The sequence below is a fragment of the Synechococcus sp. R50.1 genome (genome assembly GCF_047462115.1).
Lineage (GTDB): Bacteria > Cyanobacteriota > Cyanobacteriia > Thermostichales > Thermostichaceae > Thermostichus.
This window is the reverse complement of sequence record NZ_JANSIN010000007.1, coordinates 1-25920: the sequence shown is the minus strand read 5'-3', so window position 1 is coordinate 25920 and position 25920 is coordinate 1. Positions and strand designations below refer to the sequence as shown.

General features: G+C 59.5%; 20 protein-coding genes, 1 tRNA gene and 1 pseudogene. 17 read left to right on the top strand and 5 right to left on the bottom strand.

All coding sequences use genetic code 11. The annotated features are described in order from the left end of the window. Positions 1 to 6 precede the first annotated feature (6 nt). The 8 genes from nifD (at position 7) to NW870_RS03290 (ending at position 6687) form a co-directional block, all read left to right on the top strand. Positions 7 to 1470 carry a nitrogenase molybdenum-iron protein alpha chain gene (gene nifD / locus NW870_RS03325; protein ID WP_414373894.1) on the top strand — a complete coding sequence of 488 codons (1464 nt, stop codon included), beginning with the start codon at positions 7 to 9 and terminating at the stop codon, positions 1468 to 1470. A 65-nt stretch (positions 1471 to 1535) separates the two neighbouring features. Continuing rightward, positions 1536 to 3071, top strand: a complete 1536-nt coding sequence (gene nifK, locus NW870_RS03320; protein ID WP_414373892.1) for a nitrogenase molybdenum-iron protein subunit beta — start codon at positions 1536 to 1538, stop codon at positions 3069 to 3071. Between the two features lie 253 nt (positions 3072 to 3324). Continuing rightward, the gene (nifV, locus tag NW870_RS03315; protein ID WP_414373890.1) at positions 3325 to 4512 is read left to right on the top strand and encodes a homocitrate synthase; all 1188 of its coding nucleotides are present in this window, start codon (positions 3325 to 3327) and stop codon (positions 4510 to 4512) included. Beyond that, on the top strand, positions 4502 to 4651 hold the full coding sequence (locus NW870_RS03310; protein WP_011432085.1) for a hypothetical protein: 150 nt from the start codon (positions 4502 to 4504) through the stop codon (positions 4649 to 4651). Before nifV ends, NW870_RS03310 begins: the two co-directional genes overlap by 11 nt. After that, entirely contained in the window at positions 4648 to 4911 is a 264-nt protein-coding gene (locus tag NW870_RS03305) for a nitrogen fixation protein NifZ (protein WP_011430646.1), read from the top strand. The genes NW870_RS03310 and NW870_RS03305 overlap by 4 nt, the downstream gene beginning before the upstream one ends. Continuing rightward, the gene (gene nifT / locus NW870_RS03300; RefSeq protein WP_414373889.1) at positions 4908 to 5108 is read left to right on the top strand and encodes a putative nitrogen fixation protein NifT; all 201 of its coding nucleotides are present in this window, start codon (positions 4908 to 4910) and stop codon (positions 5106 to 5108) included. Before NW870_RS03305 ends, nifT begins: the two co-directional genes overlap by 4 nt. A gap of 184 nt (positions 5109 to 5292) precedes the next feature. Then, the gene (locus NW870_RS03295; RefSeq protein WP_414373887.1) at positions 5293 to 6447 is read left to right on the top strand and encodes an OFA family MFS transporter; all 1155 of its coding nucleotides are present in this window, start codon (positions 5293 to 5295) and stop codon (positions 6445 to 6447) included. Positions 6448 to 6603: 156 nt separating this feature from the next. Beyond that, positions 6604 to 6687 (top strand) — tRNA-Leu (locus NW870_RS03290). Here NW870_RS03290 and NW870_RS03285 read toward each other — a convergent pair. After that, entirely contained in the window at positions 6688 to 8880 is a 2193-nt protein-coding gene (locus NW870_RS03285) for a glycosyltransferase 61 family protein (protein WP_414373885.1), read from the bottom strand. 193 nt (positions 8881 to 9073) lie between these two features. Here NW870_RS03285 and NW870_RS03280 point away from each other — a divergent pair, with 193 nt between their 5' ends. Further along, the gene (locus tag NW870_RS03280) at positions 9074 to 11767 is read left to right on the top strand and encodes a phycobilisome rod-core linker polypeptide (protein WP_414373883.1); all 2694 of its coding nucleotides are present in this window, start codon (positions 9074 to 9076) and stop codon (positions 11765 to 11767) included. A gap of 62 nt (positions 11768 to 11829) precedes the next feature. Here NW870_RS03280 and ruvB read toward each other — a convergent pair whose 3' ends face one another. Next, positions 11830 to 12966 carry a Holliday junction branch migration DNA helicase RuvB gene (gene ruvB, locus NW870_RS03275; RefSeq protein WP_414355682.1) on the bottom strand — a complete coding sequence of 379 codons (1137 nt, stop codon included), beginning with the start codon at positions 12964 to 12966 and terminating at the stop codon, positions 11830 to 11832. Positions 12967 to 13104: 138 nt separating this feature from the next. Next, a complete protein-coding gene (gene psbA / locus NW870_RS03270) occupies positions 13105 to 14169 on the bottom strand; it encodes a photosystem II q(b) protein (protein ID WP_414351839.1) in 1065 nt (354 codons plus the stop codon). Positions 14170 to 14271: 102 nt separating this feature from the next. Between psbA and tsaB the strand changes: the two genes are divergently transcribed. The 5 genes from tsaB to NW870_RS03245 all read left to right on the top strand — a co-directional run bounded on the left by tsaB (position 14272) and on the right by NW870_RS03245 (position 20279). Next, positions 14272 to 14979, top strand: coding sequence for a tRNA (adenosine(37)-N6)-threonylcarbamoyltransferase complex dimerization subunit type 1 TsaB (gene tsaB / locus NW870_RS03265; RefSeq protein WP_414357897.1), 708 nt, complete (start codon positions 14272 to 14274; stop codon positions 14977 to 14979). A gap of 36 nt (positions 14980 to 15015) precedes the next feature. Beyond that, positions 15016 to 15573 carry an elongation factor P gene (gene efp, locus NW870_RS03260; RefSeq protein ID WP_414335241.1) on the top strand — a complete coding sequence of 186 codons (558 nt, stop codon included), beginning with the start codon at positions 15016 to 15018 and terminating at the stop codon, positions 15571 to 15573. A 70-nt stretch (positions 15574 to 15643) separates the two neighbouring features. After that, positions 15644 to 16120, top strand: a complete 477-nt coding sequence (gene accB, locus NW870_RS03255) for an acetyl-CoA carboxylase biotin carboxyl carrier protein (RefSeq protein ID WP_414357898.1) — start codon at positions 15644 to 15646, stop codon at positions 16118 to 16120. Between the two features lie 451 nt (positions 16121 to 16571). Next, positions 16572 to 18920, top strand: coding sequence for a hypothetical protein (locus NW870_RS03250; RefSeq protein ID WP_414373881.1), 2349 nt, complete (start codon positions 16572 to 16574; stop codon positions 18918 to 18920). Between the two features lie 255 nt (positions 18921 to 19175). Next, positions 19176 to 20279: a DNA polymerase III subunit delta' gene (locus NW870_RS03245; RefSeq protein ID WP_414373880.1), complete on the top strand. Its 1104-nt coding sequence runs from the start codon at positions 19176 to 19178 to the stop codon at positions 20277 to 20279. Here NW870_RS03245 and NW870_RS03240 read toward each other — a convergent pair. Both NW870_RS03240 and NW870_RS03235 read right to left on the bottom strand, forming a co-directional pair. Then, positions 20254 to 21591 (bottom strand): ATP phosphoribosyltransferase regulatory subunit, encoded by a 1338-nt coding sequence (locus NW870_RS03240; protein ID WP_414373879.1) that lies wholly within the window; start codon positions 21589 to 21591, stop codon positions 20254 to 20256. The genes NW870_RS03245 and NW870_RS03240 overlap by 26 nt on opposite strands. 49 nt (positions 21592 to 21640) lie before the next feature. Further along, positions 21641 to 22711: an isochorismatase gene (locus NW870_RS03235; RefSeq protein ID WP_414373878.1), complete on the bottom strand. Its 1071-nt coding sequence runs from the start codon at positions 22709 to 22711 to the stop codon at positions 21641 to 21643. Positions 22712 to 23029: 318 nt separating this feature from the next. On the opposite strand from NW870_RS03235, the gene NW870_RS03230 reads away from it, so the two are divergent. The 3 genes and pseudogenes from NW870_RS03230 to NW870_RS03220 all read left to right on the top strand — a co-directional run. Then, the gene (locus NW870_RS03230; protein ID WP_414373876.1) at positions 23030 to 24412 is read left to right on the top strand and encodes a nicotinate phosphoribosyltransferase; all 1383 of its coding nucleotides are present in this window, start codon (positions 23030 to 23032) and stop codon (positions 24410 to 24412) included. A gap of 73 nt (positions 24413 to 24485) precedes the next feature. Beyond that, positions 24486 to 25052 (top strand): annotated as a pseudogene (locus tag NW870_RS03225) (IS607 family transposase); the annotation flags it as partial. 734 nt (positions 25053 to 25786) lie between these two features. Beyond that, on the top strand, positions 25787 to 25920 hold a 134-nt coding region (locus NW870_RS03220), incomplete at its 3' end, for a transposase (protein WP_414373953.1).

Here is a 25920-nt window from a genome sequence, read left to right as displayed (position 1 = left end):
GTTCTCATGACTACTCTGAAAAGTACCCTCAAAGAGGAAACCCGGAAAATCGTAACGGAGGTTCTGGAAACCTACCCCGAAAAAGCTCAGAAAAAGAGAGCTAAGCACCTCAACGTCTATGACGAGGGCAAAGCAGATTGCGGAGTAAAATCTAACATTAAATCCATCCCCGGCGTCATGACCACTCGCGGCTGTGCCTATGCCGGTTCCAAGGGGGTGGTGTGGGGGCCGGTCAAAGACATGATCCACCTCAGCCACGGCCCCGTGGGCTGCGGCTACTACTCCTGGTCGGGACGGCGCAATTACTACGTGGGAATCACCGGGGTGAACACCTTCGGCACCATGCAGTTCACCTCCGATTTTCAGGAGCGGGATGTGGTGTTTGGGGGGGACAAAAAACTGGCCAAACTCTTGGTGGAAGCCAGCGAACTCTTCCCCTTGGCCAAAGGCATTACCATCCAGTCCGAATGCCCCGTCGGCTTGATCGGGGATGACATCGAGGCAGTGGCCAAGAGAGTTTCCAAAGAAATTGGCAAGCCGGTGGTACCGGTGCGCTGCGAAGGCTTTCGGGGGGTCTCCCAGTCCCTGGGCCACCACATCGCCAACGATACGGTGCGGGACTGGGTTTTGCCCATTGCTGACAAGAAAGCGAAGGAGGGATCCCTCAACTTTGAGCCCGGCCCCTACGATGTGGCCCTGATTGGGGACTACAACATCGGCGGCGACGCCTGGTCTTCCCGGATTTTGCTGGAGGAGATGGGCCTGCGGGTAGTGACCCAGTTTTCCGGCGATGGCACCTGGAACGAGATGCTGCTTGCCCCCCGGGTAAAGCTGAATCTCATCCACTGCTACCGATCCATGAACTACATCTGCCGCCACATGGAGGAAACCTACGGGATCCCCTGGCTGGAGTTCAACTTCTTTGGCCCCACCCAAATTGCCAAGTCGCTGCGGGCCATCGCCCAGCGGTTTGACGAGACCATCCAGGCCAAGGCGGAGCAGGTGATCGCCAAGTACAAGCCCCAGAGCGAGGCCATCATTGCCAAGTATCGTCCCCGCCTGGAGGGCAAACGGGTGATGCTGATGGTGGGCGGACTGCGGCCCCGCCACGTCATCCCGGCCTTCCGGGAGCTGGGCATGGAGGTGATTGCCACCGGCTACGAATTCGGCCACGGCGACGACTACAAGCGCACCACCCAGTACATCGACGATGGCACACTCATCTACGATGACGTGTCCGGCTACGAGTTTGAAGAATTTGCCAAGAGGTTGAAGCCAGATCTCATCGCCTCCGGCATCAAGGAGAAGTACGTCTTTCAAAAGATGGCTTTGCCCTTCCGCCAGATGCACTCTTGGGACTACTCCGGCCCCTACCACGGCTACGACGGCTTTGCCGTGTTCGCCCGCGATATGGATCTGGCCTTGAATAGCCCCACCTGGGATCTGGTCAAAGCCCCCTGGAAGTCTTAGCTTGCCGCCGGGATCCCAGACGCCAACGGCCCTTCCTTCCCCTGCCCCTCATTAGGAGACCGACCATGCCGCAAGATATCCAAGACATCAAAGATCACGCCCGCCTGTTTCAAGATCCGGAATATCAGGCGCTTCTGCAGTGCAAGCAAACCTTTGAAGATCTCCCTTCCCCGGAAGAAGTGGCCCGGGTGGCCGAATGGACAAAATCTTGGGAATACCGGGAGAAAAACTTTCAACGGGAGGCCCTGACGGTAAACCCCGCCAAAGCCTGCCAACCCTTGGGGGCCATCTTCGCCGCTGTCGGCTTTGAGGGAACTCTGCCCTTTGTCCATGGATCCCAGGGGTGTGTGGCCTATTTTCGCACCCATCTCACCCGCCACTTTAAGGAGCCCTTTTCGGCGGTCTCCACCTCGATGACGGAAGATGCGGCGGTGTTTGGCGGCCTCAAAAACCTAATCGAGGGACTGGAAAATGCCTACGCCCTCTACAAGCCCAAGATGATCGCCGTGTGCACCACCTGCATGGCGGAGGTGATCGGGGATGACCTGGGAGCCTTCATCACCACGGCCAGAAATGAGGGAGTTATTCCCCACAACTTCCCGGTGCCCTATGCCCACACGCCAAGCTTTGTGGGATCCCACATCACCGGCTATGACAACATGCTCAAGAGCATTCTCAGCACCCTCACCGAGCCGGTGGGCCGCACAGGTAGCAATGGCTACATCAACGTCATCCCCGGTTTCGATACCTACATGGGCAACTTGCGGGAGATCAAGCGCATCTTCGGCTTATTCGGGATCCCGCTGACCCTGCTGGCGGACAACTCCGACTATTTGGATTCGCCCAACGACGGCACTTTCCACATGTATCCCGGAGGAACCCCTTTGGAGGCGGCTGCCCAATGCCTCAACGCCGAGGCTACTTTTTCCTTCCAGCGCTACACCACGCCCAAGACCCTGGAGTTTCTAGCAGAGGCCTCGGGTCGGCCCACCCTGACGGCGCGGCCAGTGGGTATTCGGGGCACGGATGAGTTTTTGATGCAGCTATCCCAGTTAACGGGCAAGCCCATTCCCGCCGAGCTGGAGATCGAACGGGGCCGGGCGGTGGATGCTTTCACGGACTCCCAAGCGTGGATCCACGGCAAGCGGGTAGCCCTGTACGGGGATCCGGATCTGGTGATGGGCTTGCTCAGCCTGTTGCTGGAGCTGGGAGCGGAGCCGATCCATGTGGTGGTGACCAACAGCAACGAGGAGTTCGAAGCCGAGGCGCGGGCACTGCTGGCCTCCAGTCCCTATGGACAGGGGGCAACCGTCTGGGGGGGCAAGGATCTCTGGCATCTGCGCTCTCTGATGTTCACCGAGCCGGTGGATCTGCTGATCGGCAATTCCTACGGCAAATACCTGTGGCGGGATACGGGCACACCTTTGGTGCGCATCGGCTACCCCATCTTCGACCGCCACCACCTGCACCGCTACCCCACCTATGGCTATGTGGGGGCGCTCAACCTCCTTAACTGGATTGTCAACACCATTCTGGATGAGGCAGATCGGCGCAGCATCATCCCCGGCAAAACCGACATCTCCTTCGACTTAATTCGTTGATGGCCAGAGCAGCGGGATCCCAAAGGCCGGACTTTGTCGGACTTTGTCAAGGATCCCCTGCTCCAAAGACTCCACCCCGCTAAGAGGAACAGCCAAGCCTTACAGGAATCTGATGAATTCTGCGGCAACTTGGTTGAGCTTTCTACCCTGGACATGATTGCCCTGACGCAACCGGGGTCCCGCTAGCGGTGCGGAGCACCATCGACGGTTACCGATTGCCTAGGCGGGCCGTAGGTCTTGGAGGATGGATCCCATGAATTCCTCTATCACCATCAACGACACCACCCTGCGCGATGGGGAGCAAGCAGCAGGGGTAGCCTTCCAAATCCCCGAGAAGATCTCCATTGCCGCCCTCTTGGATGCCATTGGCGTACCCGAAATTGAGGTGGGGATCCCGGCCATGGGCGCCGTGGAAACGGAAGCCATTCGCGCCATGCTCAGCCTGGGGCTGCGGGCCCACCTGCTGGGGTGGAACCGGGCTGTGCCCAGCGATATCCTCGCCTCTATTCGTTGCGGCCTCAAGCGGATCCACATCTCCGTGCCGGTCTCGGATCGGCAAATCGCTGCCAAGTTCCAAGGGGATCGCCCTCGGCTGCTGCGACAGTTGCGCCAATGCGTGGAGATGGCCTTGGAGCAAGGGCTGTGGGTCTCGGTGGGGGCAGAAGATGCCAGCCGCACCCCCCTGGAGCAGGTGATCGAGTTGGCCCAAATGGCCCAAAGCTGGGGCTGTCGGCGCTTCCGCTACTGCGATACGGTGGGCGTTTTGGATCCTTTTAGCACCTACAAGCAGATTCGCCGTCTGGTGCGGGCCATCGATATCCCTGTGGAGATGCATACCCACGACGACCTGGGCATGGCCACTGCCAATGCCTTGGCCGGAATCCGCGCCGGCGCTCAGTCGGTAAACACCACCGTCAACGGCTTGGGGGAACGGGCCGGCAATGCCCCCTTGGAAGAGGTGGTGATGGCTTTGCGCTACACCTTGGGGATCGATGTTGGGGTGGATACCTGCCGTCTGCGGGAGCTGTCTCAACAGGTGGCGCGGGCCAGCGGTGCTCCCCTACCTCCCTGGAAGGCCATCGTCGGTGACAACGCCTTTGCCCACGAGTCGGGCATTCATGCGGCGGGAGTGCTGCGGGATCCCCAGACCTATGAGCCTTTCCCACCAGAAGCCGTGGGCGGCCAGCGGCGGCTGGTGTTGGGCAAACACTCCGGCCGGCATTTGCTGCTGCAAATCCTCAAGGAACAGGGGATCCCTGTCGAGCAGATCCCACCTGGCCAACTGGAAAAGCTCCTGGAACAGGTGCGGCAGCACGTCACCCACTGCAAGCATCCGATCCCACCGGCGGAACTGGCCCGTTATTGCCGCGCAACGCTGACGCAATGGGCGCAACACACTCCAGAACCCATCCCAGAGGAGAGCCATCCCGATGTTGTCTAACCGCTTGTCCGGAAAGGAAACTTCCAAATCTCAGGCCATTTTGGCAGCCGTGTCTCGACGGGCGCGCCAAGTAGGCCGCAGCCTAACCCGCCAAGAGCTTTGTCAGGTGCTGGCAGAAATCACAGGAGGTACCCCATGAGCGACGAACTGGAGCTGGATCGCCCTCCCCAATTTGAGCTGGGCGACAAAGTCCGCATCCGTAAGGTCATCCGCAACGATGGCACCTTCTTCGGCCAGCCGGTGGGGAAAATCTTGGCCGTTCCGGGCGACGAAGGTTACGTGATTTCCATTGGCACCTTTCTACAACGGTTTTACGTCTATGCCGTCCACTGCTTGGCCAAAGGCTTGGTGGTGGGGTGCCGTGCCCAAGAGTTGGAACTTGTGGAGAAAGGGCTATGAAAGTCATCCTGCACGAAAGTGCCTACGGGCATTTGATGGTCTACGTTCCCAAAAAAGATCTGGAAGAATCGGTTGTGGCCACCCGTTCAGAGGCCGGGGAAACCATTTTTACTTTGAGCAACGGTTGGGAATTGTCCATCCCAGAGCTGCCAGATCCCTTGTCTCTGCCCAGGACGGTAGAGGCCAAACGCCTCTAGCCAACGGTTGGCTAAAAATTCTGTTGGCCTATCCCCGAAAGGGCTGAGAGAATGGGTTGAACTCAGCTCCAACAAGCTCTAGATACCCATGAAAAGGGTTGGATTCCCCGTTACTTTGTATGGACAACCGGCCCATATGGGGAGATGGCTTTTCATCCTCCAGGGGCTCCTGGTTCTTCTTTGCTTGGGAACCGTCTATTCCTGGAGCATTTTCCGCAAGCCCCTGGAAACAGAGCTGGGGATTGGGGCCAGTGAGAGCCTGCTGCCCTACACGGTTGCCCTCGTGTTCTACGCTACCCTCATGCCCATCACAGGGTTTGTCATCCCCCGCTGGGGATCCCGCCGAGTACTGGCTCTAGGGGGCAGCTTGGTGGGTTTGGGCTATGGGCTGGCCAGCTTTGCCCCTTCTATTGGGTGGATCACCCTCTGCTATGGGGTGATTGCCGGTAGCGGAGTAGGGGTTGCCTATGGGGTGCCGATGGCCGTGGCAGCCCGTTGGTTCCCGGATCGCAAGGGATTGGCCGTGGGATCCACCATTGTCGGCTTTGGCCTATCCCCCCTGCTTACCGCTCCTCTAGCCAACCGCTTGATCGAGGCGCTGGGGGTTCGACCTACGCTGCTGATTTTGGGGATCCTCTTTGCAGCGGTGATCTTGGGGATCGCAACCCAACTGAGATTTCCTCCTCCCGATTGGATCCCTTCCTCACCTTTTCCAAGAAAATCCACGAATGGCCCAGATCGCTCTCCGTTGACTTCTCGGCGCTCTCTCCCTCTGCTGAGGAACCCCTCCTTCTATGGCCTGTGGATCTGCTATGCCATCGGCACCCTGGTTGGTTTAAGCGCCATTGGGATTTCTGGTCCTGTGGGGGAAGAGCTGATCGGCCTGGATCCCCCTGCGGCTGCCAACAGCGTGGCTCTCTTCGCCATTTTCAACGGGCTCAGCCGTCCTCTGTTTGGCTGGTTGGCCGATCGATTACATCCCCATCAGGTCACTACGGGCTCCTATGGGCTGATCCTGCTGGCCTGTGGGCTGATGCTCCTGCCTCCTCAGGGATCCCTTCTGGCCTACTGGGTAACTTTTTCCTTGCTTTGGTTTTGCCTGGGGGGGTGGCTGGCCATGGCTCCCGCCCTGACCCTGCGCTTGTTTGATCCCGAACGCTACGCCCAGAACTACGGCATTGTGTTTACCGCCTATGGAGTTGGGGCCTTGGTGGGAACGATGATCGCGGGGCAAATTCGCGATAGGATGGGCAGCTATAGCTATACCTTTTATGGGATGGCCGCCTTGGCGGTGGTGGGGATCTGGGTGGCCAACGTTTTTTTGAAAGAGAAGTTGTAGGAGCTTCAAGCCAGCGGGCACAGCAGGGATCCCATCAGCAGGGGCAGCAATCCCCTACTTCATACCCTCCACTGCAGGGCTGGGTGAACCAACTTAAAGACTTGCCCCCCCAAGGCAAGCAGTTTGGTAGAGTAGTACGGCTATTGCCGACAGATTGGGATCGTGGCGGAATGGTAGACGCTACGGACTTAAAATCCGTTGTTCCTCAAGAACGTGAGGGTTCGAGTCCCTCCGATCCCATCATCCCTTGATCCCTGTCTGTTCCAGCACATTCAGCAAGTCCGGGATCCGAACCCAGGCATCTTCTCGATCCAAATCGGGGCTGGAAAGAAGAGCCACCAAAGCCGGATCGCAAACAGGCGCCACCAAGGGGAAATACCTTAACCCTGCCACCTGAGCAATACTCCAAAAATAGGGAAGCACTGCATTGCTGGGCAAGATCTCGATGACGGTGGTGCCGGGTTGACAAAAGGCGAGGTTGGTTAGGCCCGCCCCGTGGATCCCGATCACCGCCTCTGCCCCTTGCATTAGGGCTATTTGCTCTTGAAGAGAAAGGGTTTCCATTTGCACCGGTGCAAATCCCCAAGGGTGCAAACAGGCTAGCACCTCCGCTTCGTTGATCACCCGCCGCCAGCGGGCAGAGCGACGGCAGATGTAAATTCGCCGCGGTTGTAAGGGGTCAATGGATAAACTCGGCTGGGCCAGTTGCCGCAGCACCTCCAATCCCCTAGGCGTCAAACACCCCACCGGAGCGCCTGCCGAGGGCACGATCAGGTTTTGGGCTTGCAGATGGGATCCCCCCAACTGCTCAAAGCTGAGGATGCGCTCGGCTGGGATCCCCAAAGCAGCCAAGCTCTGCACCTGAAAGGGCTTTCTTTGATACCCGTGGATCAAGATGGGGATGTCCTTTTCCAGGGCGCCCGACCGCTGCAGGATATCGAGGGCCGGCAGAATATCCACCATCCAGTGAAAGTAATTAACTGCCCCCAAGGGCAAAAGGGCAACGGGGCCATCCAGTGGGATCGGTGGGGGGAGATGGGGCAAGCCCAGCAGGGGGTGGTGTCGCAGGTGATCTGGCCTGTAGTCCCAGTCGAGGAACTCCGGCGGCGGCAAGCTCAGGGATAGATCGGCGAGCAATTCTCCCCGGCGGGTGAGCACCCCGCTGGCAAAGCTGGCGTAGAGGTGGCGGGGATAGTGGCCCACGTGGACGGATCCTCGGGGGATCTGGGCGACAAAGGTCTCTGCCAAGGGGATCCGCTGCGGGCGCAACTTTTGCAAAATGGCGGGATCAGCCGCAGGGGGCGCTTTCAGACAGAGAACCCCCACCGGATCCAGGGGTTGGTAGTCCCCTTCGCCCGTGGCCTGATGCCACTGCCGGGTGGTGAGGTAACCCTGGGTTGGCACCGGCCAGAAGTCGGTTGTAGGGGGGGTGTTCTGGGAAAAAGAGTCCGCTTGAAGGGCAACGCCTTCTGGAGCCCAACGCTGCCGCCAAGCCGAGTACAGGAAATCGGGGATCCTCGCAGATCCCTCTCCCCTGCATGCCTGCTCCAGTCCAGACCGCAGAGGGCTTTCTCTGCCACTGCCCTCGCACCACGCCTGCACCCAATTCCGTTCCGCTGCCACCGCTCGGCAAACCTTCTCCCAAGCCGCCTCAGGGTGAGCCAACCGCACTTCCGCTTCCGCCCAGTAGCTGTAGAGCTGCGCTGTCCCGGTGCCCCGCGCCTCAGCCTCCTGGAAACACCCCACAGCCTGAACTGGATCCCGCAGATCCAGCCACGCCAAGCCCATCTGTACCCAGGGATCCCCCCACTCAGGGCGCAGCCGCGCAGCCTCCTGCAGAGGGGAAATCGCCTCTCGCAAACGGCCCAGCTTCATCAGGGCCAAGCCCCAGCGCCAAAAACTCTCTGCCGCTGTCGGATCCTGCTGGCAAGCCCGCTCAAACCACTCCGCTGCCGCAGCCCACAGCCGGCTCCGCTCTTGGGTCAGGCCAATGCGGTGAGCAGCCAAAGCCTGGCCAGAAGACAGCTCCAGCTGTCCATCCCCCAACTCCAGAAGCTGCCGATACAGAGCTGCTGCCTGCGGCCAATGGCCCTTCTCCCACAGGCTTTCCGCCAAAGCCTGCAAGCTCCTCAGCAGGTGGTAGACGGCCTCGGATTCGGCCACCCCCCCCGCTTGCAGCATCGCCAAGCCCTCTTGCCACACCAGCTGCGCCTCCAGTTCCCGACCCAGCAGGAGATAGGCGGCTCCCAGCTCCCAATACAGCTCTGGAGAGGGGGATCCCTGCTCGAGCTGTTGCTGTAAAACCTGGGTAACGCGTTCGTAATGTCCCTGCTCCCAATCCTCAAGGAGAAAAGCGGAAGACAACAGATGGGAGGGTAGAGCTGGGTTGGGAGCCATGTCTTTGTGGATGAGAAACAGTGTTACAAACTGCAACAATCCTCCCCCTCTGGGCCCATGCCCCTAGTATTCTAGGCTTGGCCTCCCATTCAGGGATCGGACAGCGATCCTTCTCAGCTCAAAGAGGGATACTTGTCCGGTCGCGGGTCAGCCTCTTCATCCCCTTCGATGGCACTGTCCTCGGCCTTTGTCGGCAGTTTTTTCGATCAAAACGGAGTTTAAGAGATCGATGGGTATCAACGTATCCGCTGGCGCAGTCGTTTCCAGCCCCCGTCTGTACCAAACCGTGCCTGTATCGACCATCTCCCAAGCGGAACAGCAGGATCGCTATCTGGGACGCACCGAGTTGGATCGCCTCGAGGATTTTTTCTCCAGCGGCCTGAAACGGCTGGACATTGCCCAGGTGATTGCAGCCAACTCCGAAATCATCGTCAGTCGCGCCGCCAACCGCATCTTCACGGGGGGCTCGCCCATGGCCTATCTGGAGCGGCCCGAAGTTACTCAAGATGAGAAGGAAGCCTTCAAGCTGGGCACTGCCTTCTATGTGGAATCCACCGGCGGATTCATCGAGGCCATCCGCAACATCTTCAGCGCCAGCGGCGTGGAGATTCCCCCCAACTTCCGCCCCATCAACATCTCCCGCTACGGGGCTGCCAACATGCGCAAATCGCTGCGGGATCTGAGCTGGTTTTTGCGCTACGTCACCTACGCTTTGGTGGCCGGGGATCCCAGTATCATCGCCGTCAACACGCGCGGCCTGCGGGAGATCATCGAAAATGCCTGCTCCGCCGAGGCCACCATTGTCGCCATTCAAGAGATGAAACGGGCGGCGGCTGGCTACTTCCGCAAAGATGCCGAAGCAGTTGCCGTCATCAACCAATATTTCGATGTCTTGCTGAGCGAGTTCATCGCCCCCGCCCCTTCCGACAAGCTGCGGCAGCGCAATGCCAGCACCGCCGACGGGATCCCTCTGCAAGGGCTGCAGCTACCCCAGGTTTACAACTTGGCTGCCGAAAAAGTTCCCGTTTTTGCCATGAAGCCGGGGCTGTCCAACGCCGAGAAAGAAGAAGTCATCAAGGCCGCCTATCGACAGGTGTTTGAGCGGGATATCCGCCGCGCCTACGGCCTCAAGCTTTCCGACCTGGAGTCGAAGGTGAAAAACGGCGAGATCTCCATGAAGGAGTTCATTCGCCGCCTGGGCAAATCGGAGCTGTATCGCAAGCAGTTCTACGAGCCTTACATCAACAGCCGCGTCGTGGAGCTGGCCTTCCGCCACTTCCTGGGGCGGGCTCCCGAAACCCGCGAGGAAGTGCAGACCTACTTCTCCATCATCTCCAGCAAGGGCCTGGCCGGCCTGGTGGACGCCCTGGTGGATAGCCGCGAGTACGGAGACTACTTCGGCGAAGAGACGGTACCCTACCTGCGCAAGCTGGGGGTAGAAGCGCAAACCAGCGCCAACTGGGGGGCCAAATTCGACCTCTACAACTACGCTGCCCCCCGCCGCAAGGTGCCCCAGTTCATTACCCTCTTTGCCCGCTACAACCGGCCCCTGCCGGATCAGCATGCCTATGGCTCCGGCAATGACCCGCTAGAGATCCAATTTGGGGCCATCTTCCCCAAGGAAACCCGTTCCCTCAGCGCCCGCCCTGCTCCCTTCAACAAAGATGTCAAGCGCATCCTCATCCGGCGCGGCTTTGCCCTCACCAACGAGCGCACCAATCCCAGAGCAGCAGGGGATCCCGGCAGCCTTGGCCCGAAGGTTTTCAAGCTCACCCAGACTCCGGGAGATCGCAGCCGACGGCTGGGGGTGCGGGCCGGCATTGTCGGCAGCGAGGGATCCACCCAGGCGGTGATCCGCGCCTGCTACCAACAGGTATACGGCTATGTGCCCTACGAAGGCCAACGGCTGACCCGCTGGGAGATCAAGCTGGAGTCGGGGGAAATTCCCGTCAAAGAGTTTGTGCGCCAACTGGCCAAGTCGGATCTCTTCCGCAACAAGTACTGGTCCAGCTTGTATGTCTGCAAAGCCATCGAGTTCATCCACCGCAAGCTACTGGGCCGACCCACCTACGGACGGCAAGAGATGAACCGCCTGTTTGACATTGCCTCCAAGCAGGGGTTCTACGCGGTGGTGGATGCCATCTTGGACGGCGAGGAGTACCAGCGGGTCTTCGGGGAAGATATCGTGCCCTACGAGCGCTACCTCACCCCCGGCGGCCTGGCGCTGCGGCGGATGCGCCCCGGCTCCACCGACATGGCAGTGACCAAGCCCATTCGCACCGACGAGGACATTCCGCTATTTGTCAAGTTGGGCCAGCCCCAGGACATGCCTTCCGGCGAGCTGGAAATCCAGCGGCGGGCTCAGCAGGGGGTGCCCAAGGTACGCCAAGAGATCCCCATCTTCAAGCTCACCAGCCTGGCCAACAAAGCGGAAGTGAACAACCTCATCCGCGCCGCCTATCGGCAGGTCTTCGAGCGGGATATGGACATCTACAACATCAGTGCCGAGCTCAGCTCCGCCGAGTCCAAGCTGCGCAACGGCGAGATCACCGTCAAGGAGTTCATCGAGGCGCTGGGGTGTTCAGAGCTGTACCGCTCCGAGTTCTATGCCCCCTATCCCAATACCAAGGTGATCGAGCTGGGCACCAAGCACTTTCTGGGCCGTGCGCCCCTCAATCAGCAGGAGATCCGCAAGTACAACCAGATCTTGGCCACCCAGGGGGTGAAAGCCTTTGTGCGCGCTTTGCTGAACACCCAGGAATATCGGGATCTCTTCGGCGAAGACACGGTGCCCTATCGCCGCTTCCCCACCTTGCCGGCGGCCAACTTCCCCAACACCCAGGAGCTGTACGGTCGTCTCACCAAGCAAAACCGCGAGCTGGTGGTGCCCAGCTTCAGCCCTGTGGGCAATGACCGTAGCTAGATGGGGCTCTCAACTGCTCTCTTTCTTGTGAGAGAGGGGTCGGGGGTGAGGGGAGAGACGAGTTAGCTCCACAAAGGCAGGGGGGATTGGGCTTCATAGCCCAAATGCCGTAGCGCAGCGGGAGTGACCACTCGGCCACGGGGTGTACGCTGCAAGTAGCCGATCTGCAACAGATAAGGCTCATACACTTCTTCAATGGTTTGGGGATCCTCACCCGTCACCGCGGCCATCGTCTCCAAGCCAACCGGCCCTCCACCGAACTGCTCCACCAGCACCGTCAGAAGCTTGCGATCTGTCCAATCCAGCCCCATAGGATCCACCTGGAACAGCTCCAGAGCGGCTGCTGCCACTTCTCGGCTAATGTGGCCGTCCCCTCGCACCTGGGCGTAATCTCGCACCCGCTTGAACAGGCGGTTGGCAATGCGGGGTGTGCCCCGAGAACGGCGGGCGATCTCTGCAGCCCCTTCTGGATCGGTGGAGACATTCAAGAGGCGAGCCGTGCGCAGCACGATCTGCACCAGCTCGTGAGGCTCGTAAAAGCGCAGCCGTTGCACATGGCCAAAGCGATCCCGCAGCGGAGAAGTGAGGGCGCCAATGCGGGTTGTGGCCCCGATGAGGGTAAAGCGTTCCAAGGGCAGAGAGGTGATGCGGGCAGAGCGACCTTTGCCAATGGTGATATCAAGACGAAAATCCTCCATCGCCGGATAGAGCAATTCTTCTGTAACCTTGGGCAGGCGGTGGATCTCGTCAATAAACAACACATCCCCCCGCTTCAAGCGCACCAAATACCCGGCAATGTCGCGGGGGCTCTCCAAAGCCGGCGCGGTGGTCATGTAGAACTGGGATCCCATTTCTGCCGCCAGCACTGCCGCCACCGTGGTTTTGCCTAAGCCGGGCGGGCCGTAGAACAGCAGGTGATCCAAGGGCTCTTGGCGAGCGCGGGCCGCTGCAATGGCAATGGAAAGCACTTCCTTAAGTTCCGTCTGGCCGATGTATTCCGCCAGAGTGCGCGGGCGAAGCGATTCTTCCTGGGCTTCACCGAGGTGGGCTTGCGGCTGCAACAGGGCAGAGGGATCCGCTTCCCTTTCCCCGGCAAGGCTCAACTCCTCGCTTTCTTTTCTCCAGGCTGAAGACTTTTGCTGCCGCCGCTTGGGGCTCTCAGCGTTCTGGCCTGCATCTCGAGAAGAAATAATTGCCATGTTCCTAAGTCACAGAGGCAATGGCCCCAATTTAACCCCAGAAAAGCTCCAGGCAAGATTGCTGCAGAAAAAAAGAAAAAGACCCCCCGGCATTGGCCAGGGGATCGTCTGCTTTTGTCAAGCCGTCAGGTCAGACCATCAGCCACGCACCGCAGGCGCCACTTCCACCGCCGCCAAGTCCAGCGGGAAATTGTGCGCATTCCGCTCGTGCATCACTTCCATCCCCAGGTTGGCACGGTTCAACACGTCTGCCCAGGTCCCCACCACTCGACCGTTGCTGTCCACAATCGATTGGTTGAAGTTGAACCCGTTCAGGTTGAACGCCATAATGCTGATCCCCAGCGCCGTAAACCAGATCCCCACCACCGGCCACGCCGCCAGGAAAAAGTGCAGGCTCCGGCTGTTGTTGAACGACGCATACTGGAAAATCAACCGGCCAAAATACCCGTGCGCCGCCACAATGTTGTAGGTCTCTTCCTCTTGCCCAAACTTGTACCCCAGGTTCTGGGACTCCTCTTCCGAGGTCTCCCGAATCAGGGTGGAGGTCACCAGCGACCCGTGCATGGCGCTAAACAACGCCCCACCAAACACGCCGGCCACCCCCAACTGGTGGAACGGGTGCATCAGGATGTTGTGCTCCGCTTGAAACACCAGCATGAAGTTGAAGGTGCCCGAAATCCCCAAGGGCATCCCGTCCGAAAACGACCCCTGCCCAATCGGGTAAATCAAAAACACTGCTGTGGCCGCTGCCACCGGCGCCGAGTAGGCCACCGCAATCCAGGGACGCATCCCCAGCCGGTAGCTCAGCTCCCACTCGCGGCCCATGTAGCAGAACACCCCAATCAAAAAGTGCAGCACAATCAGTTGGTAGGGGCCGCCGTTGTACAGCCACTCGTCCAGTGAGGCGGCTTCCCAAATCGGATAAAAGTGCAGGCCAATGGCTGCTGAAGAGGGCACCACAGCCCCAGAAATGATGTTGTTGCCGTACAGCAAAGAACCAGAAACAGGCTCGCGAATCCCGTCGATGTCCACAGGCGGAGCCCCGATGAAGGCGATGATGAAGCAGGTGGTGGCAGTCAGCAGGGTGGGAATCATCAGCACCCCGAACCAGCCAATGTAAAGGCGGTTGTCGGTGGAGGTGACCCACTCGCAGAACTGCTCCCACACGTTGCTGGTTGAGCGACGTTGGATAACAGTAGTCATGAGAACAAACTTCCCTGAGGAAGTGCGAAGATTGACACCCTAACCTTAAAACATCCGTTAAGTTTCGTCAACCACCCAATACAAAAAGGAGGGAGAAAGATCGTGTCCGCCCCTCGGTGGATGTTAGGGATCCACACCACCACACCCGTTTTGGGCCTGGCCCTGCTGCCGTTGGAGCCGGGGCTGGGAGAACCCCGCAGCCAGAGCTGGTGGCTGGATCGGGAGATGGCAGCGCAGTTGCACCCCTGCTTGAGAGACTTCTTGGCCCGTCAGGCTTGGTCACAGGTAGCCGGGATCGCTGTGGCTTTGGGGCCGGGCAGCTTTACGGGCAGCCGTTTGGGGGTGAGTGTAGCCCGCCTGCTGGGCCAGCAACTGCGCATCCCCGTGTTCGGCTACTCGGCTTTGGCCGTCCTAGCCCGCCATGTGTGGATCTGGCAGGGATCCCCGGCACAGCCCTTGACGGTGGCGGTGCAGATGGACGCCAAACGAGAAGAGTGGTATGGCGGCGTGTATCGGGTGACAGAAGAGGGTGTCGCTGCAGAAGTGGCCGATCGGCTCTGGGAGGAAGAGGCTTGGCAGGCAACTCTCCGACAGTGGCCGCAAGCTCTATCCGTGAATGCCGCCGATTTTGTGGATCCTGCACCTGTGGTGGCGTTGGCAGAATTGGCCCGCGCCGATTTTCGGGCCGGATTGCGCCCTCAGTGGCAGGAGGTGCTGCCCCTCTACGGTCGCCAGCCCCCGATTGATCTCAGAGGGCTGAATCGGACTCCGCCTCCCCAGCGCGAACGGAGTGCCCCATCGTCACGGTAAGATTGGGAAGTCTAAGCAACGGATCCCTCTGCTGACATGATCTCAAGCAACGATTTGCGCCCTGGCGTCTCTGTAGAAATTGACGGAGCTCCCTACAAGGTGATCGAGTTCCTGCATGTGAAACCCGGCAAGGGGGCAGCCTTTGTGCGCACTAAGCTCAAAAACATGCAGACTGGCAACGTTGTGGAGAAAACCTTCCGCGCCGGTGAAACCCTGCCCGCAGCCACCATCGAAAAAGTCGAGATGCAGTATCTCTACGCGGAAGGGGACAACTTGGTGTTTATGGACATGGAGACCTATGAGCAGGCTCCAATTACCGCCGCCCAAATTGGCTCCGCCGTGAAATATCTGAAAGAAAACATGCAAGTGTCAATCCTGCGCTGGAATGGGCAGGTGATCGATGTGGAATTGCCCAACACGGTCGTTCTAGAAGTGGTGGAAACAGATCCAGGGGTGAAGGGAGATACCGCAACCGGGGGAACCAAGCCGGCCAAGCTGGAGACCGGTGCCGAGATCCAGGTGCCTTTGTTCATCAAGGTGGGGGAACGGATTCGGGTCGATACCCGCACCGACACCTATCTGGGCCGGGAGTAAGTTCTCCTTCTCCTTATCCGGTTATGGATTTCCGTTGTGGACAGGTGATGCATCAGGAGTGAACTTTCCCTTGGATGTCGTCAATTGGCAGGAAATTCGGCTTCTTCTGGCCGCTCTGCAAGAGAGCGATGTTACCGAGCTAACTCTGGAGTTCAAAGATTTTCGCCTCACCTTGCGCAAAGGGATCCCGGCTGAGCTTTCCCCCACCCCCACCAGTCCGGCTGCTGTCTCCCCCGCACCTCCCCCTCCCGCTCCTGTAGAAGCACCCTCTCCTCCCGCTGCCCCTAAATCCACCCCCAGCCATTGGATAGACGTGACGGCGCCGATGGTGGGCACCTTCTACAGTGCCCCGGCTCCAGGTGAACCTGACTTTGTGCGGGTCGGCCAACGGGTGAACAAGGGCCAAACCCTGTGCATCATCGAAGCCATGAAGCTGATGAACGAAATCGAGGCTGAAACGGCAGGTGTGGTGACCGAGATTTTGGTGAGCAATGGGCAATCGGTGGAGTTTGGGCAGGTGTTGATGCGGTTGGATCCCACGGGTTAGTGGGCAAGGGAGAAGCCGGATTTTGGCGACCCAATTTCCTTTGCCTTGCCGGTGCAGCGCTCCCGAGAGGGGCCAGGTGAGCTTGACTTCTCTCTCAAGCAGGAAGAAAGTGAGTTGGCTTTAGAGCCAACATTGATGTCTGTCAGTTATGTCCACAATTATGGCCATTCCGATTATGGCCATTTCAATTCATCAATTCAAATCATCAATTCAAACTAGGACACTGCGCCCACGCCTAAAACGTCGGTCGCGTTGTCGCGTCAGCGTTGCGGAGCCATAATGCCCCCGGCCAAAGGCTTTTCTCAACAGCCCAGGCATCTCACCCTAACCTGAAACGACCACAATGCCAATACGGCAATGTGGCGTTGTCATCTCTTTATGCTCTATCCTGTGGAGCAATAGGCTAGAGTACAGCAACAACAAATATAGTCCTGAGCTGGGAACCTTTCTGATGCCTCCGCGCTCCTCTTCCTCCCAGAGCGGTTCTACCCCATTCCCCTTTCTGGAAGGGAAGGGTGCTGCTGCCGACTGGGCTGAGTCGAGCTTACCGCTGGGACAGCGTTTGCTGCGGGCGGGTCTGATCTCCCAATCCCAGTTGGCTCAGGCTCTGCGAGAGCAACAGCAAAACCACCTCAAGTTGGGAGAAGTGTGTCTCGAGCGCGGCTGGCTCACTCTGGCTGATCTCTACCGCTTCCTGCCCAGCCAGTCCCTTTCTCTAGGAGAGATTTTGGTGGCGCTGGGCCATTTGGATTTCGAGCAATTGCGGGTTGCTCTGGCTCAACAGCGTCGCTATGGGCGGAAATTGGGGGAAATCCTCACCTGGAAAGGTTGGGTACAGCCCGCCATTTTGGATCGCGCCTTGGATGTCCAGGTGCAACTGCAGCGGATGGCTTCCCCCAATGCGTGGGAGGCGCTGCAGCCTTTTTTGGCCAGGGATCCCAAACCCGAGGTTCAGCTTACCCCCCAAAGAGCGGCAACTCCTGGCCGAGAAGCTCTGGCCCAGGATTTGGCTGTACCCGAAGAGGCCAAGATCCCTTGCGAGGGAACAATTCAGCCATCGAGTCTCGAATCCGCAGTTGGGGGAGATCCCATCCCTGGAACATTGGCTGCGGCGGCCTCGGATCCCTTTGCCGATGAGCCTCAACCGGCCACCTTGGCCGACTACCGCAAGCAAGTGGAAGCCTTGCAGCTACAAATCGAGCTCCAGGAACAGGAATGGGATCGGATCCTGGCCAACATGAACCAGCAGATTGCCGATTTTCAAAACCAGTATCAGCAGCGCATTCAAAAACTGGAAGCCACCATTCGTCTCCAGCAGGCGGAGCTCCAGCACCAGGCTACGCTGCAGCAGGATTTGCGGGTTTGGCGGGAACAACTGCAACGTCTAGAAACGGAGCTGGCCCTTGCCCGCGCTGCCGAGCAGAAGGCGCAGCGGCAGTTGCAAACCCAGCGAGATTGCTATCAGTCGGAACTGGAGCAGTTGCAAGAGCAAATCCAGATTCTGCAGAAACGCCAGTTGGACTCGGTGCCCAGCAGCGTTGTGGCTGACCTACGCGCCCAATTGGAGGCAGCGCTTCATCAAATCCAGCAGCTCCGATCGGAGCGGGATCAGTTGCAGGCCCAACTTGCCCAGCAAGCTGCAGAGTCAGAGGCTGCTCTATCCCGGCATCTGGATTCCTTCTGGCCAGAGCAGGTTGCCGCCTTGGAGCAACAGATTGCGGAGCTGAGGGCCGCTTTGCAGATGTGGCAAGAGCGCTACGCTCAGTTACAGCAAGAGCACGAGGCCCAAATGGCGCGGCTTTCCGGCTATGTTCCCCCAGAGCAGGTGGAAAGCTTACAGGTGCAGCTACAACAACTGCAAGCGGAAATGGCGCGGCTGATGGCAGCCAACCGTGACTACGAAGCGCACATTGCCCAACTGGAGGAGCAACTACAGCAGAGCCAAGCCCTGATCCTTCAGCTCAGGACAGAACAGGCCGAAGCCGACCAGCGCATTGTCCAACTGGAGGGATCCCTGCAAGCCCGCCAAGAAGCCTTGGAGCAAGCTCAACAACAACTGAAAACCACGGGATCCCGCCTCAGCGCCCTTCAACAGCAGCAGGCCAACTTGACGGTGGAACTGCGAGACGCGCGAGAGCTGCTGGCGGCCTATCGGCAGAGCCTGGAGTCCCTGCAAGAGAATCTCAAGATTGAGCAGAATCGCAACCGTCTGCTGCAGGTGAGTTACGAACAGCAAAAGCTGATCGCCGAGGCAGCGCAGGCTCAGTTGAGAGCAGCCAACTTCTCTGGCTCAACCGCCAAAGATGGGCCAGCACGCTTGCGTGAGCGAAACGCAGTCCTTACGGGGAGACCGGAGGAACCCGAGACCGACGCCGACACTCCTGAGGATACGCCGACGGATCCCTTGTTGGCAGAACTCACCCCATGGGCCAGGCATCTGTTCCAAAACTTACAGGCGGCGGGCCTGCTGGATCGGCCCCAGATCCAAGACATCCTCAGCCGCTGGCAACAGTCGGGGGGCAAGCTGACCGCGGTCATCGGCGAGTGTACCGGCCTGAAGGCAACCACGATCAAGTTCTTTGCGGATGGGGGGTATTCTGCCCGTTTGTCGGGGTGCCGCACGGTGGGAGAGTTCCTCAAGGCTGCCGACTTGTTGGCTGCTGAAGTGCTGGAGTCCTTGCCACCGATGGATGAATCTTCGCCCCACTGGGGGGATCCCTTGGTGGAGCGGGGGTTATTGCGACCGGAGACGCTGCAGTATTTTCGCAAACATTTTCTGCCAGCTTCTGCCAACGGTTGACCAAAAAAACTGGGTTTAGCGCTCCGCCCTTGAGGGCGGCTTTGTGTTATGGTGCCGGTTGAACTCCGCCAACTTGAATAGGGCGCAGTGTCAGCAGGGAAAGTATCTGGGAGTTCATCCCAGTGGTTGGGGTCATGGCATCCCTCATCATTGGCAAGGGCGGTGTAGCCCAGGAAGTAGGAATCATCCTGCGACCTAGAAGGAATTCTTGCCCTTTAGGGCAGGAAGAAGGTCAACTCGTCCTCTCCTGCTGAGATGATGCAACGACTCTGTCCGAGTAGCGCGAATGGAGTTGCAGCCGCCGAGACCGCTGACCGGGTGAAGGTCTTGCCTCCGCAGCACATTGTCGGACAGGAGATGGCGGCACGGCTGCTCGTGGCGGCCCTGGAGAAGGGGCGGGTGACTTCCAGCTACTGCTTCTTGGGCCCCCAAGGGGTGGGGCGGAAGCTGATGGCCCGTTGGTTTGCCCAGGCCCTCTTGTGCGAATCCAGCTCCGGGATCCCTTGCGGCAAGTGCTCCCACTGCCATTGGCTGCTGGCGGGCAACCATCCCAATCTCCACTGGGTCAGCCCCACCTACCTGCACCAAGGCCGCCTGATCGCGGCAGACTCCCCGGAGGCGCAAACCTTGCAACGGCGCGCGCCGCCCCAAATTCGCCTGGAGCAGGTGCAGGGGGTATCCCGCTTCTGTGCCCGCAAGCCGATTCGAGCCCAGCGAAAGGGCTCCGCCCCGCTATCGGGAGCGGTGGTGGTGCTGGAGGGAGCCGAAACCTTGGCGGAAAGCGCTGCCAATGCTTTGTTGAAAACTCTGGAAGAGCCCGGCCCGGCCCACATTGTTCTCATCGCCCCCCAGGCGGCCTCGCTGTTGCCGACGCTGTTGTCCCGCTGCCAGATGGTGCCTTTTCGCCGCCTCAGCCCAGAAGAGGTCGACCGGGTGCTGAGTGGGTTGGGTTGCCCAGATCTGGCAGGGATCCCTCGATCCGAGCTGATTGCCTTGGCCCAGGGCAGCCCCGGCTTGGCACTGCTGGCCCACCAGCACCTACGGCAGATCCCGCCGTCGCTCCTTGAGGAACTCAAACGTTGGCCCTGGCACTCTTCTCTCCAGCAGGCGTTGGAATTGGGCAGGGCGGTGGCCGGTTTGGAGCTGCCGACCCAACTGTGGCTGATCGATTATTTGCAGCAGCATTTCTGGGCACAGGGATCCCGTCAGCCGCTCGCGTCAGGGGTACGGGGTGCCATCCGGCAATTGGAACGCATTCGCCAACAACTGCTGCAATCGGTGCAGCCACGCCTCTGTTGGGAAGTCAACCTGGCCAACGAAGGACTCCGTCCCGCTAGCGCGAACAGTCTGGGTGGGTGATGTGGTAGCTGCCGTCAGCCTGTACCCAGGCGATCTCCGGGATCCGACATTGGCGGGCATAGGCTTCGATCTCTTCAGGGGCCCGATCCAGCAATTCCAGCTCCACCGCCTCCGTTCGCGTCAGCGGTGCGGTGCACTCTTCTCGCCAGCGGGCGGCCAAGGCCAGCGCCGCCGGGATCCCTGCCGGCACCAGGGGCACCACCAACCGTTTGCAGCCCATCTCCTCGGTTTGGGGATCGGGGGGCAAGAGCCGCAGCAGCGTATCCGGCAGGAGGGTAAAGCCAATCCCCGGCTGCGAGGATTCCGTGCCGCCGCCAGCGCGACTGGCCTGCTGAGGGCTGTAGAGGGCGTACAGCCGGTCGTAGCGCCCCCCCAGAGCAATGACCTCCCCGCTCGCCACCGCCTGAAAAACGATACCGGTGTAGTAGGCCAGGGTTTGCAACAAGCTCAGATCCAGCACCACCCGCACCCCATGTTCCTCCAGCACCTGGCAGAGCTGCCGCAGATCCCGCAGCCGCTCAGGCGGCACAGGCAACTGAGCCAGGTCAGAAAGAACTGAGCCGGGCTGGCCCCGCAGCCCCAGAATCTGCAAGCCAATCTGGCGGGCGGCTTCCGGCAGAGGGGCCGATTCCAGGTAAACGTAGTCGAGCTGGGCAATGGCACGGCGCACTGCCGCTTGAGCCGTGGGGGCAACGGCGCTGAGCAAACTCTCGGTGAGGCTGACATCTCCCAGCAGCAGCGTCCAGGCGGCCTCCGTCCCGTTTACACAAGAAGAGATGCCGATCGAGCGAATGCAATCGGCCAGCAGCAGCAGAATCTCGGCATCTGCCAGCCATCCCCCTGCCCCGATCAGCTCCACTCCGGACTGAAAAAACTCCTGGCTACTGTAGGATCCCTCCTCCCGCCGGCTGTTGCGAAAAACGCTGCCGTGGTAGTAGAGCCGCAACGGCAAAGGCCCACCGGCTAGACGGGTGGCTGCCGCCCGCACAATGGAAGCAGTGAACTCGGGGCGCAGCCCCAGCATCGTCCCTTCGCCATCCCGCAGTTGCAGCACCGACTCAGCGCGGATGGATCCCCCCGCCAGCAGCGTTTCCAGCCGCTCTAGGGTGGGAGTGATGATGCGCTGGTAGCCATGGCGCCGGAAAACCCGGGTCAGCTGAGCCTCCAGCTTCTCTCGCCGTTGTACTTCCCGCGGCAGGAGATCCCGGGCACCGCTGGGGGGGCGCAGGCTGCTGGAGACGGTAGAACTGGCTTCAGGGCGCTCCGCACCGCTGACGTGAGAGTGCTCCGCACCGCTACCGCGACCGTACACAGGGCTGCTCCAGCAGAAGATCCTGCTGCATCATACCGGATGTTGGAGGTCAGCTGGGATCCCGGGGAAACTCAGGCCACTCCCAGATGGGATCCGTGGAGCGCACTCGGTGCATTCCTGCTTCCGCAAAGCGGGCGAAGGCGGCCTCCGCCTGTTCGCTGAAATCCACAACGCCGGGAATCACCACCGGCGAGGTGCAGTCCTCCAGAAGGTAGACTTTCTTGGCCAAGCTGGGATCCGTGGCCTGGATCTCTTGCAGCAGGTCGCTCACCGTCCAGGCCACGCAATGGCTTTTGGCTTGGCCAGCCACGATCAGCGCATCAAACTGCAGCAGGTGGTGGATGAGGAGCTCATTTTTCTCGTCGATGGGATCCCCTTCCGGCCCGGTCAAGACCTCCGGGCTGAGTACGGAATAATTCTCCGTCAAGGGGTTGGCTCCCTTGAGCTGCAGGCTGGGCTGGCTGCAGCGGGCCATGCCGTGAAAGAAAATCGCCTCCTCCACCGCTGGCACCAGGGCATGGCCAATCCCCCCCAGCATGGAGTGGTAGGGCCAGACGATGAGGGGATATTTTCCCCCCTGCTCCAACTGCTCGGCGTAGTGCAGAGCGTAGACCTGCAACCGGGTTAGATCCCCTTGGGTCAGGCTGGCGGCTACAGCCGGGTTCACCCGCCACCGCCCGCAGCGGATATCGGCTGCCGAAATGGCCGTGGCCGGCTCAGGATGGGATCCCTGTGCGTCCACCCAAAAGACGGGGTGGAAGATCTGCATGGCCGTGTGGGTGTCAAGAGTGGCAATGATCTGGGTGAGGCAAGCCAAATTGCGGTAGATGAACTGACAAAGCCGGCGATTATCTTCCACCGCTCCCAACCCGCTGGAACCGGCCACAAACAGCTCAAAGCCGGGAATGCAAAAGGTGTTCTGCACATCAATGAGCAACAAGCCCACCCGCACCCGATCCGCCTCTGCCGGCGGGATCCCTTGCTCCTTGGCCCAGCGCTCGGCTTCTGCTGCCCGCTGTTGGTAGGGCACGCGCCAAATCTCTCCCACCCGCTCCGGATCAAAGTGGGGGGGAAGGCCCGCTGGAGCCGCAACCGTTAGCTCCTGTAGAGTGGCATTCATGGCGTTCTCCCGGTGGGGGCTGGATTGACCAGGCTTGCACAAGCTTGATCTAAGGTTAAAGGAAGTCGGGCTGGTACTTATGGTTGGTTTCACTATAAGTTGGGGAAGAGGTTTTGTCCAGATGGCCGCCTGTGTTCTCGGCTAAGTTTGGATTTGGCGTCTTGTTGAGACCGATTTTTCGAGCTTTTCGGGGGTTGCGGTGCTTCTGGTGGATCCCGGACAGGCAGGCTTACTTATGGTAAGTTTCACTATAACCTTGGCGACAGCTCTCTGCTCGATCCCATCGCTCCCCATCGGCTTCTGCCTTGAGGTTTTTTCATGTTGAGCCCTGATTTCTCGTCGTTGCAGCCCCAAGACTATGGCTTGCTAACCGATCTGTACCAGTTCACCATGGCCGCTTGCTATGTGGGGGAAGGGCTAGAGGCTCAGCCCGCTGCCTTTGAGCTGTTCGTGCGGCGGCTGCCCACCGACTATGGCTATCTGATTGCCATGGGGCTCACCCAGGCGGTGGAATACCTGCAGCAGCTCAGCTTCGCCCCCGAGGCTTTGCGAGCACTGCGGGAAACGGGCATTTTCGCCGATGCGCCGGAGCGCTTTTGGGATCTGCTGGCCCGCTGCCGGTTTGAGGGGGATATGTGGGCGGTGCCGGAAGGAACGGCCATTTTCGCCAACCAGCCCCTATTGCGGGTGGAAGCCCCCCTCTGGCAAGCCCAACTGGTGGAGACCTATCTGCTGTCCACCTTTAACTACCAGACCCTGATTGCCACCAAGGCGGCCCGTATGCGCGATGCAGCAGGGGATGAGGCCATCTTGCTGGAGTTCGGCACCCGGCGAGCTTTTGGGCCCCAGGCGGGGCTGTGGGCAGCCCGGGCGGCTCTGGCGGCAGGGTTCAATGCCACCTCCAACGTCTTGGCAGCCCTGAAATTGGGGCGCAAGCCGGCAGGAACCATGGCCCATTCCCTGGTGATGGCCATTGCCGCTCTTTCGGGAGATGAGACCCGCGCTTTTCAGTCCTTTCGGCGCTACTTTCCCCAGGCTGCGCTGCTGATCGATACCTACGACCCCATCCAAGGGGCGCGCACGGCAGCCCAGCTTTTTGCAGCCGGAAGCCCGGATCAACTGGGATCCCGCGGGGAAATCGGCGGGGTGCGCATCGACTCAGGAGATTTGGAAGATCTCTCTCGCCGGGTGAAACAAATTTTGCCTCAAGGCGCCCCGGTGTTCGTCAGTGGGGATTTGGACGAATACGAGATCGAGCGCCTGCATCGCTCCCAAGCCCCCATCAGCGGTTATGGGGTGGGCACCCGCCTGGTAACTGGAGAAGGCGTAAACGGGGTGTACAAATTGGTGGAAATCAATGGGATCCCAGTGGCCAAAGCTTCCTTTGCCAAAGCCACCCTTCCCGGTCGCAAGCAGATCTTTCGCGGCCCTGAAGGAGACTTGTTGGGCCATGCTGACGAGCCCCCGCCTCCTGGCTACGAACCGCTCTTGCGCAAAGTTATGGAAAAAGGGCTGCTGCTGGATCCCTTGCCGGATTTGGAAGCCATTGCCCGCACCAGCCGCGCTTCTGTGCTGCGCCTGCCCCAGGGGGTGCGACAACTGCGCCAGCCGGATCCCTGGCCCACAGCCCTGACTGCCGCTTTGCAGCGGTTGAAAGACCACACCCTCGGTCAGGACTGTGCCTCGGCGGGCACTGCCTGAGGAGCGGATTCTAATCCAAGCAACATTGAACCATGCTGAACATAGTATTCAGCATGGCGCGATATGTAAATCCCAAAGAAGTTGCTCGTCGGCAGTACGAACACCTTCAGGACGAGCAAGGCGATATGACCTCGATAGCTACATCAAGTTACCCGGAAAGCAGAAGCACATTGTTCTCTACGCCAGAGTTATCAGCCGAGCGCAAAAACCCGACTTGGAGCGACAGATTGCTCGATTGGTTAGCCTCCATTCTGGAGCCGAAGGGGTCGGAGACATTGGCGGCGGTCTCCACTTCCAAAGACCACGGTTCCTTGCCCTACTGGAACGAATCGGTGCAGGAGATGTCGGCACACTTGTGGTCGCCTATAAAGACCGCCTCTGCCGCTTTGGATTTGAGCTTGTTGCCTGGTACTGCCGTCAACACGGGTTCGAGAAAGAGCTCCGCTCCGCTGACGCAAACGTGGTTCTCAATCACCAAGACCACTCTCCCCAACAGGAATGGGTTGAGGATATTCTTGCCATTTTGCACGGCTTCAGTCATCGGCTCAGCGGACTCAGGAAGTACCGATCGCGTAAGCGTGACGTAGTCATAACCGCAATCCAGGAAGATCAGGATTTATCCCGAACCCGCTCTGGCTAAGGTGTGGAAACACTGGCAAGCAGCGTGCCGGTATTGCTACAACCAAGCGATTGCCCATCAGTGCCAGCACGGTGCCCCAAAAACGGCCAGAAAGCTGCGGGACATCATCCTGCACTCCGACCTGCCCCGGTGGGTGAAGGACGCCCCCTGCCACATCAAGCAGAACGCGGTCATCGAGGCGTGGTTGGCGTTTCGCCGGAGCAAAGACGCGAAGTTTCGCAGTGTGCGGGACAGGTCGCATACGCTGCAATTCAACGCCGGCAACTTTCGCAATGGGACGTGGTATCCGAAACTCACCCGAGGTTTGGCGTTTCGTGCATCCGAGGAGATGCCCAGAGAATGGGCACATGGAACTGAGCTAGTGCGGGTGAAAGACAGGTGGTATGCCATCTTCCCTGAACCTGTGAACGAGCAGTGCTCGTTGGCAACGGGAATCATAGCGCTTGACCCTGGGGTGAGAACTTTCCTCACCGGGTTTGATGGGGAAGGTTTTGTGGATATTGCCAAAGGCGACTTTGGCCGGATAACACGGCTGTGCCACTACCTGGATGAGTTGCAATCGAGGCTGAGCCAGGCACTGAGGCAAAAGCGTAGGCGAATGCGGCAAGCAGCGTTTCGCTTGCGTCAAAAAATCAGGAACTTAGGTCGTGTTGATCTTATGTTAAGATAGAGAGAATAATTTATGGTGGAAAGAGGATGAAGTTAGTTTTTTAGATGAAAACAAACGGCAGAAGATATTGGCTTTTTTACGGACAGAAGAGAGAGTTAACATTGGGAAAGAAGCAAACTGTAAACAGTTTATTGAAGCAGTTCTTTGGATAGCCCGTTCCGGTGCTCCTTGGCGCTACCTCCCAGAAGGATATGGCAA

Bases quoted from the DNA above. Each gene is read 5' to 3' on its own strand.
- nifD (WP_414373894.1), top strand. From the start codon at position 7: ATGACTACTCTGAAAAGTACCCTCAAAGAGGAAACCCGGAAAATCGTA.
- nifK (WP_414373892.1), top strand. From the start codon at position 1,536: ATGCCGCAAGATATCCAAGACATCAAAGATCACGCCCGCCTGTTTCAA.
- nifV (WP_414373890.1), top strand. From the start codon at position 3,325: ATGAATTCCTCTATCACCATCAACGACACCACCCTGCGCGATGGGGAG.
- NW870_RS03310 (WP_011432085.1), top strand. From the start codon at position 4,502: ATGTTGTCTAACCGCTTGTCCGGAAAGGAAACTTCCAAATCTCAGGCC.
- NW870_RS03305 (WP_011430646.1), top strand. From the start codon at position 4,648: ATGAGCGACGAACTGGAGCTGGATCGCCCTCCCCAATTTGAGCTGGGC.
- nifT (WP_414373889.1), top strand. From the start codon at position 4,908: ATGAAAGTCATCCTGCACGAAAGTGCCTACGGGCATTTGATGGTCTAC.
- NW870_RS03280 (WP_414373883.1), top strand. From the start codon at position 9,074: ATGGGTATCAACGTATCCGCTGGCGCAGTCGTTTCCAGCCCCCGTCTG.
- ruvB (WP_414355682.1), bottom strand. From the start codon at position 12,966: ATGGCAATTATTTCTTCTCGAGATGCAGGCCAGAACGCTGAGAGCCCC.
- psbA (WP_414351839.1), bottom strand. From the start codon at position 14,169: ATGACTACTGTTATCCAACGTCGCTCAACCAGCAACGTGTGGGAGCAG.
- efp (WP_414335241.1), top strand. From the start codon at position 15,016: ATGATCTCAAGCAACGATTTGCGCCCTGGCGTCTCTGTAGAAATTGAC.
- NW870_RS03250 (WP_414373881.1), top strand. From the start codon at position 16,572: ATGCCTCCGCGCTCCTCTTCCTCCCAGAGCGGTTCTACCCCATTCCCC.
- NW870_RS03245 (WP_414373880.1), top strand. From the start codon at position 19,176: ATGATGCAACGACTCTGTCCGAGTAGCGCGAATGGAGTTGCAGCCGCC.
- NW870_RS03235 (WP_414373878.1), bottom strand. From the start codon at position 22,711: ATGAATGCCACTCTACAGGAGCTAACGGTTGCGGCTCCAGCGGGCCTT.
- NW870_RS03230 (WP_414373876.1), top strand. From the start codon at position 23,030: ATGTTGAGCCCTGATTTCTCGTCGTTGCAGCCCCAAGACTATGGCTTG.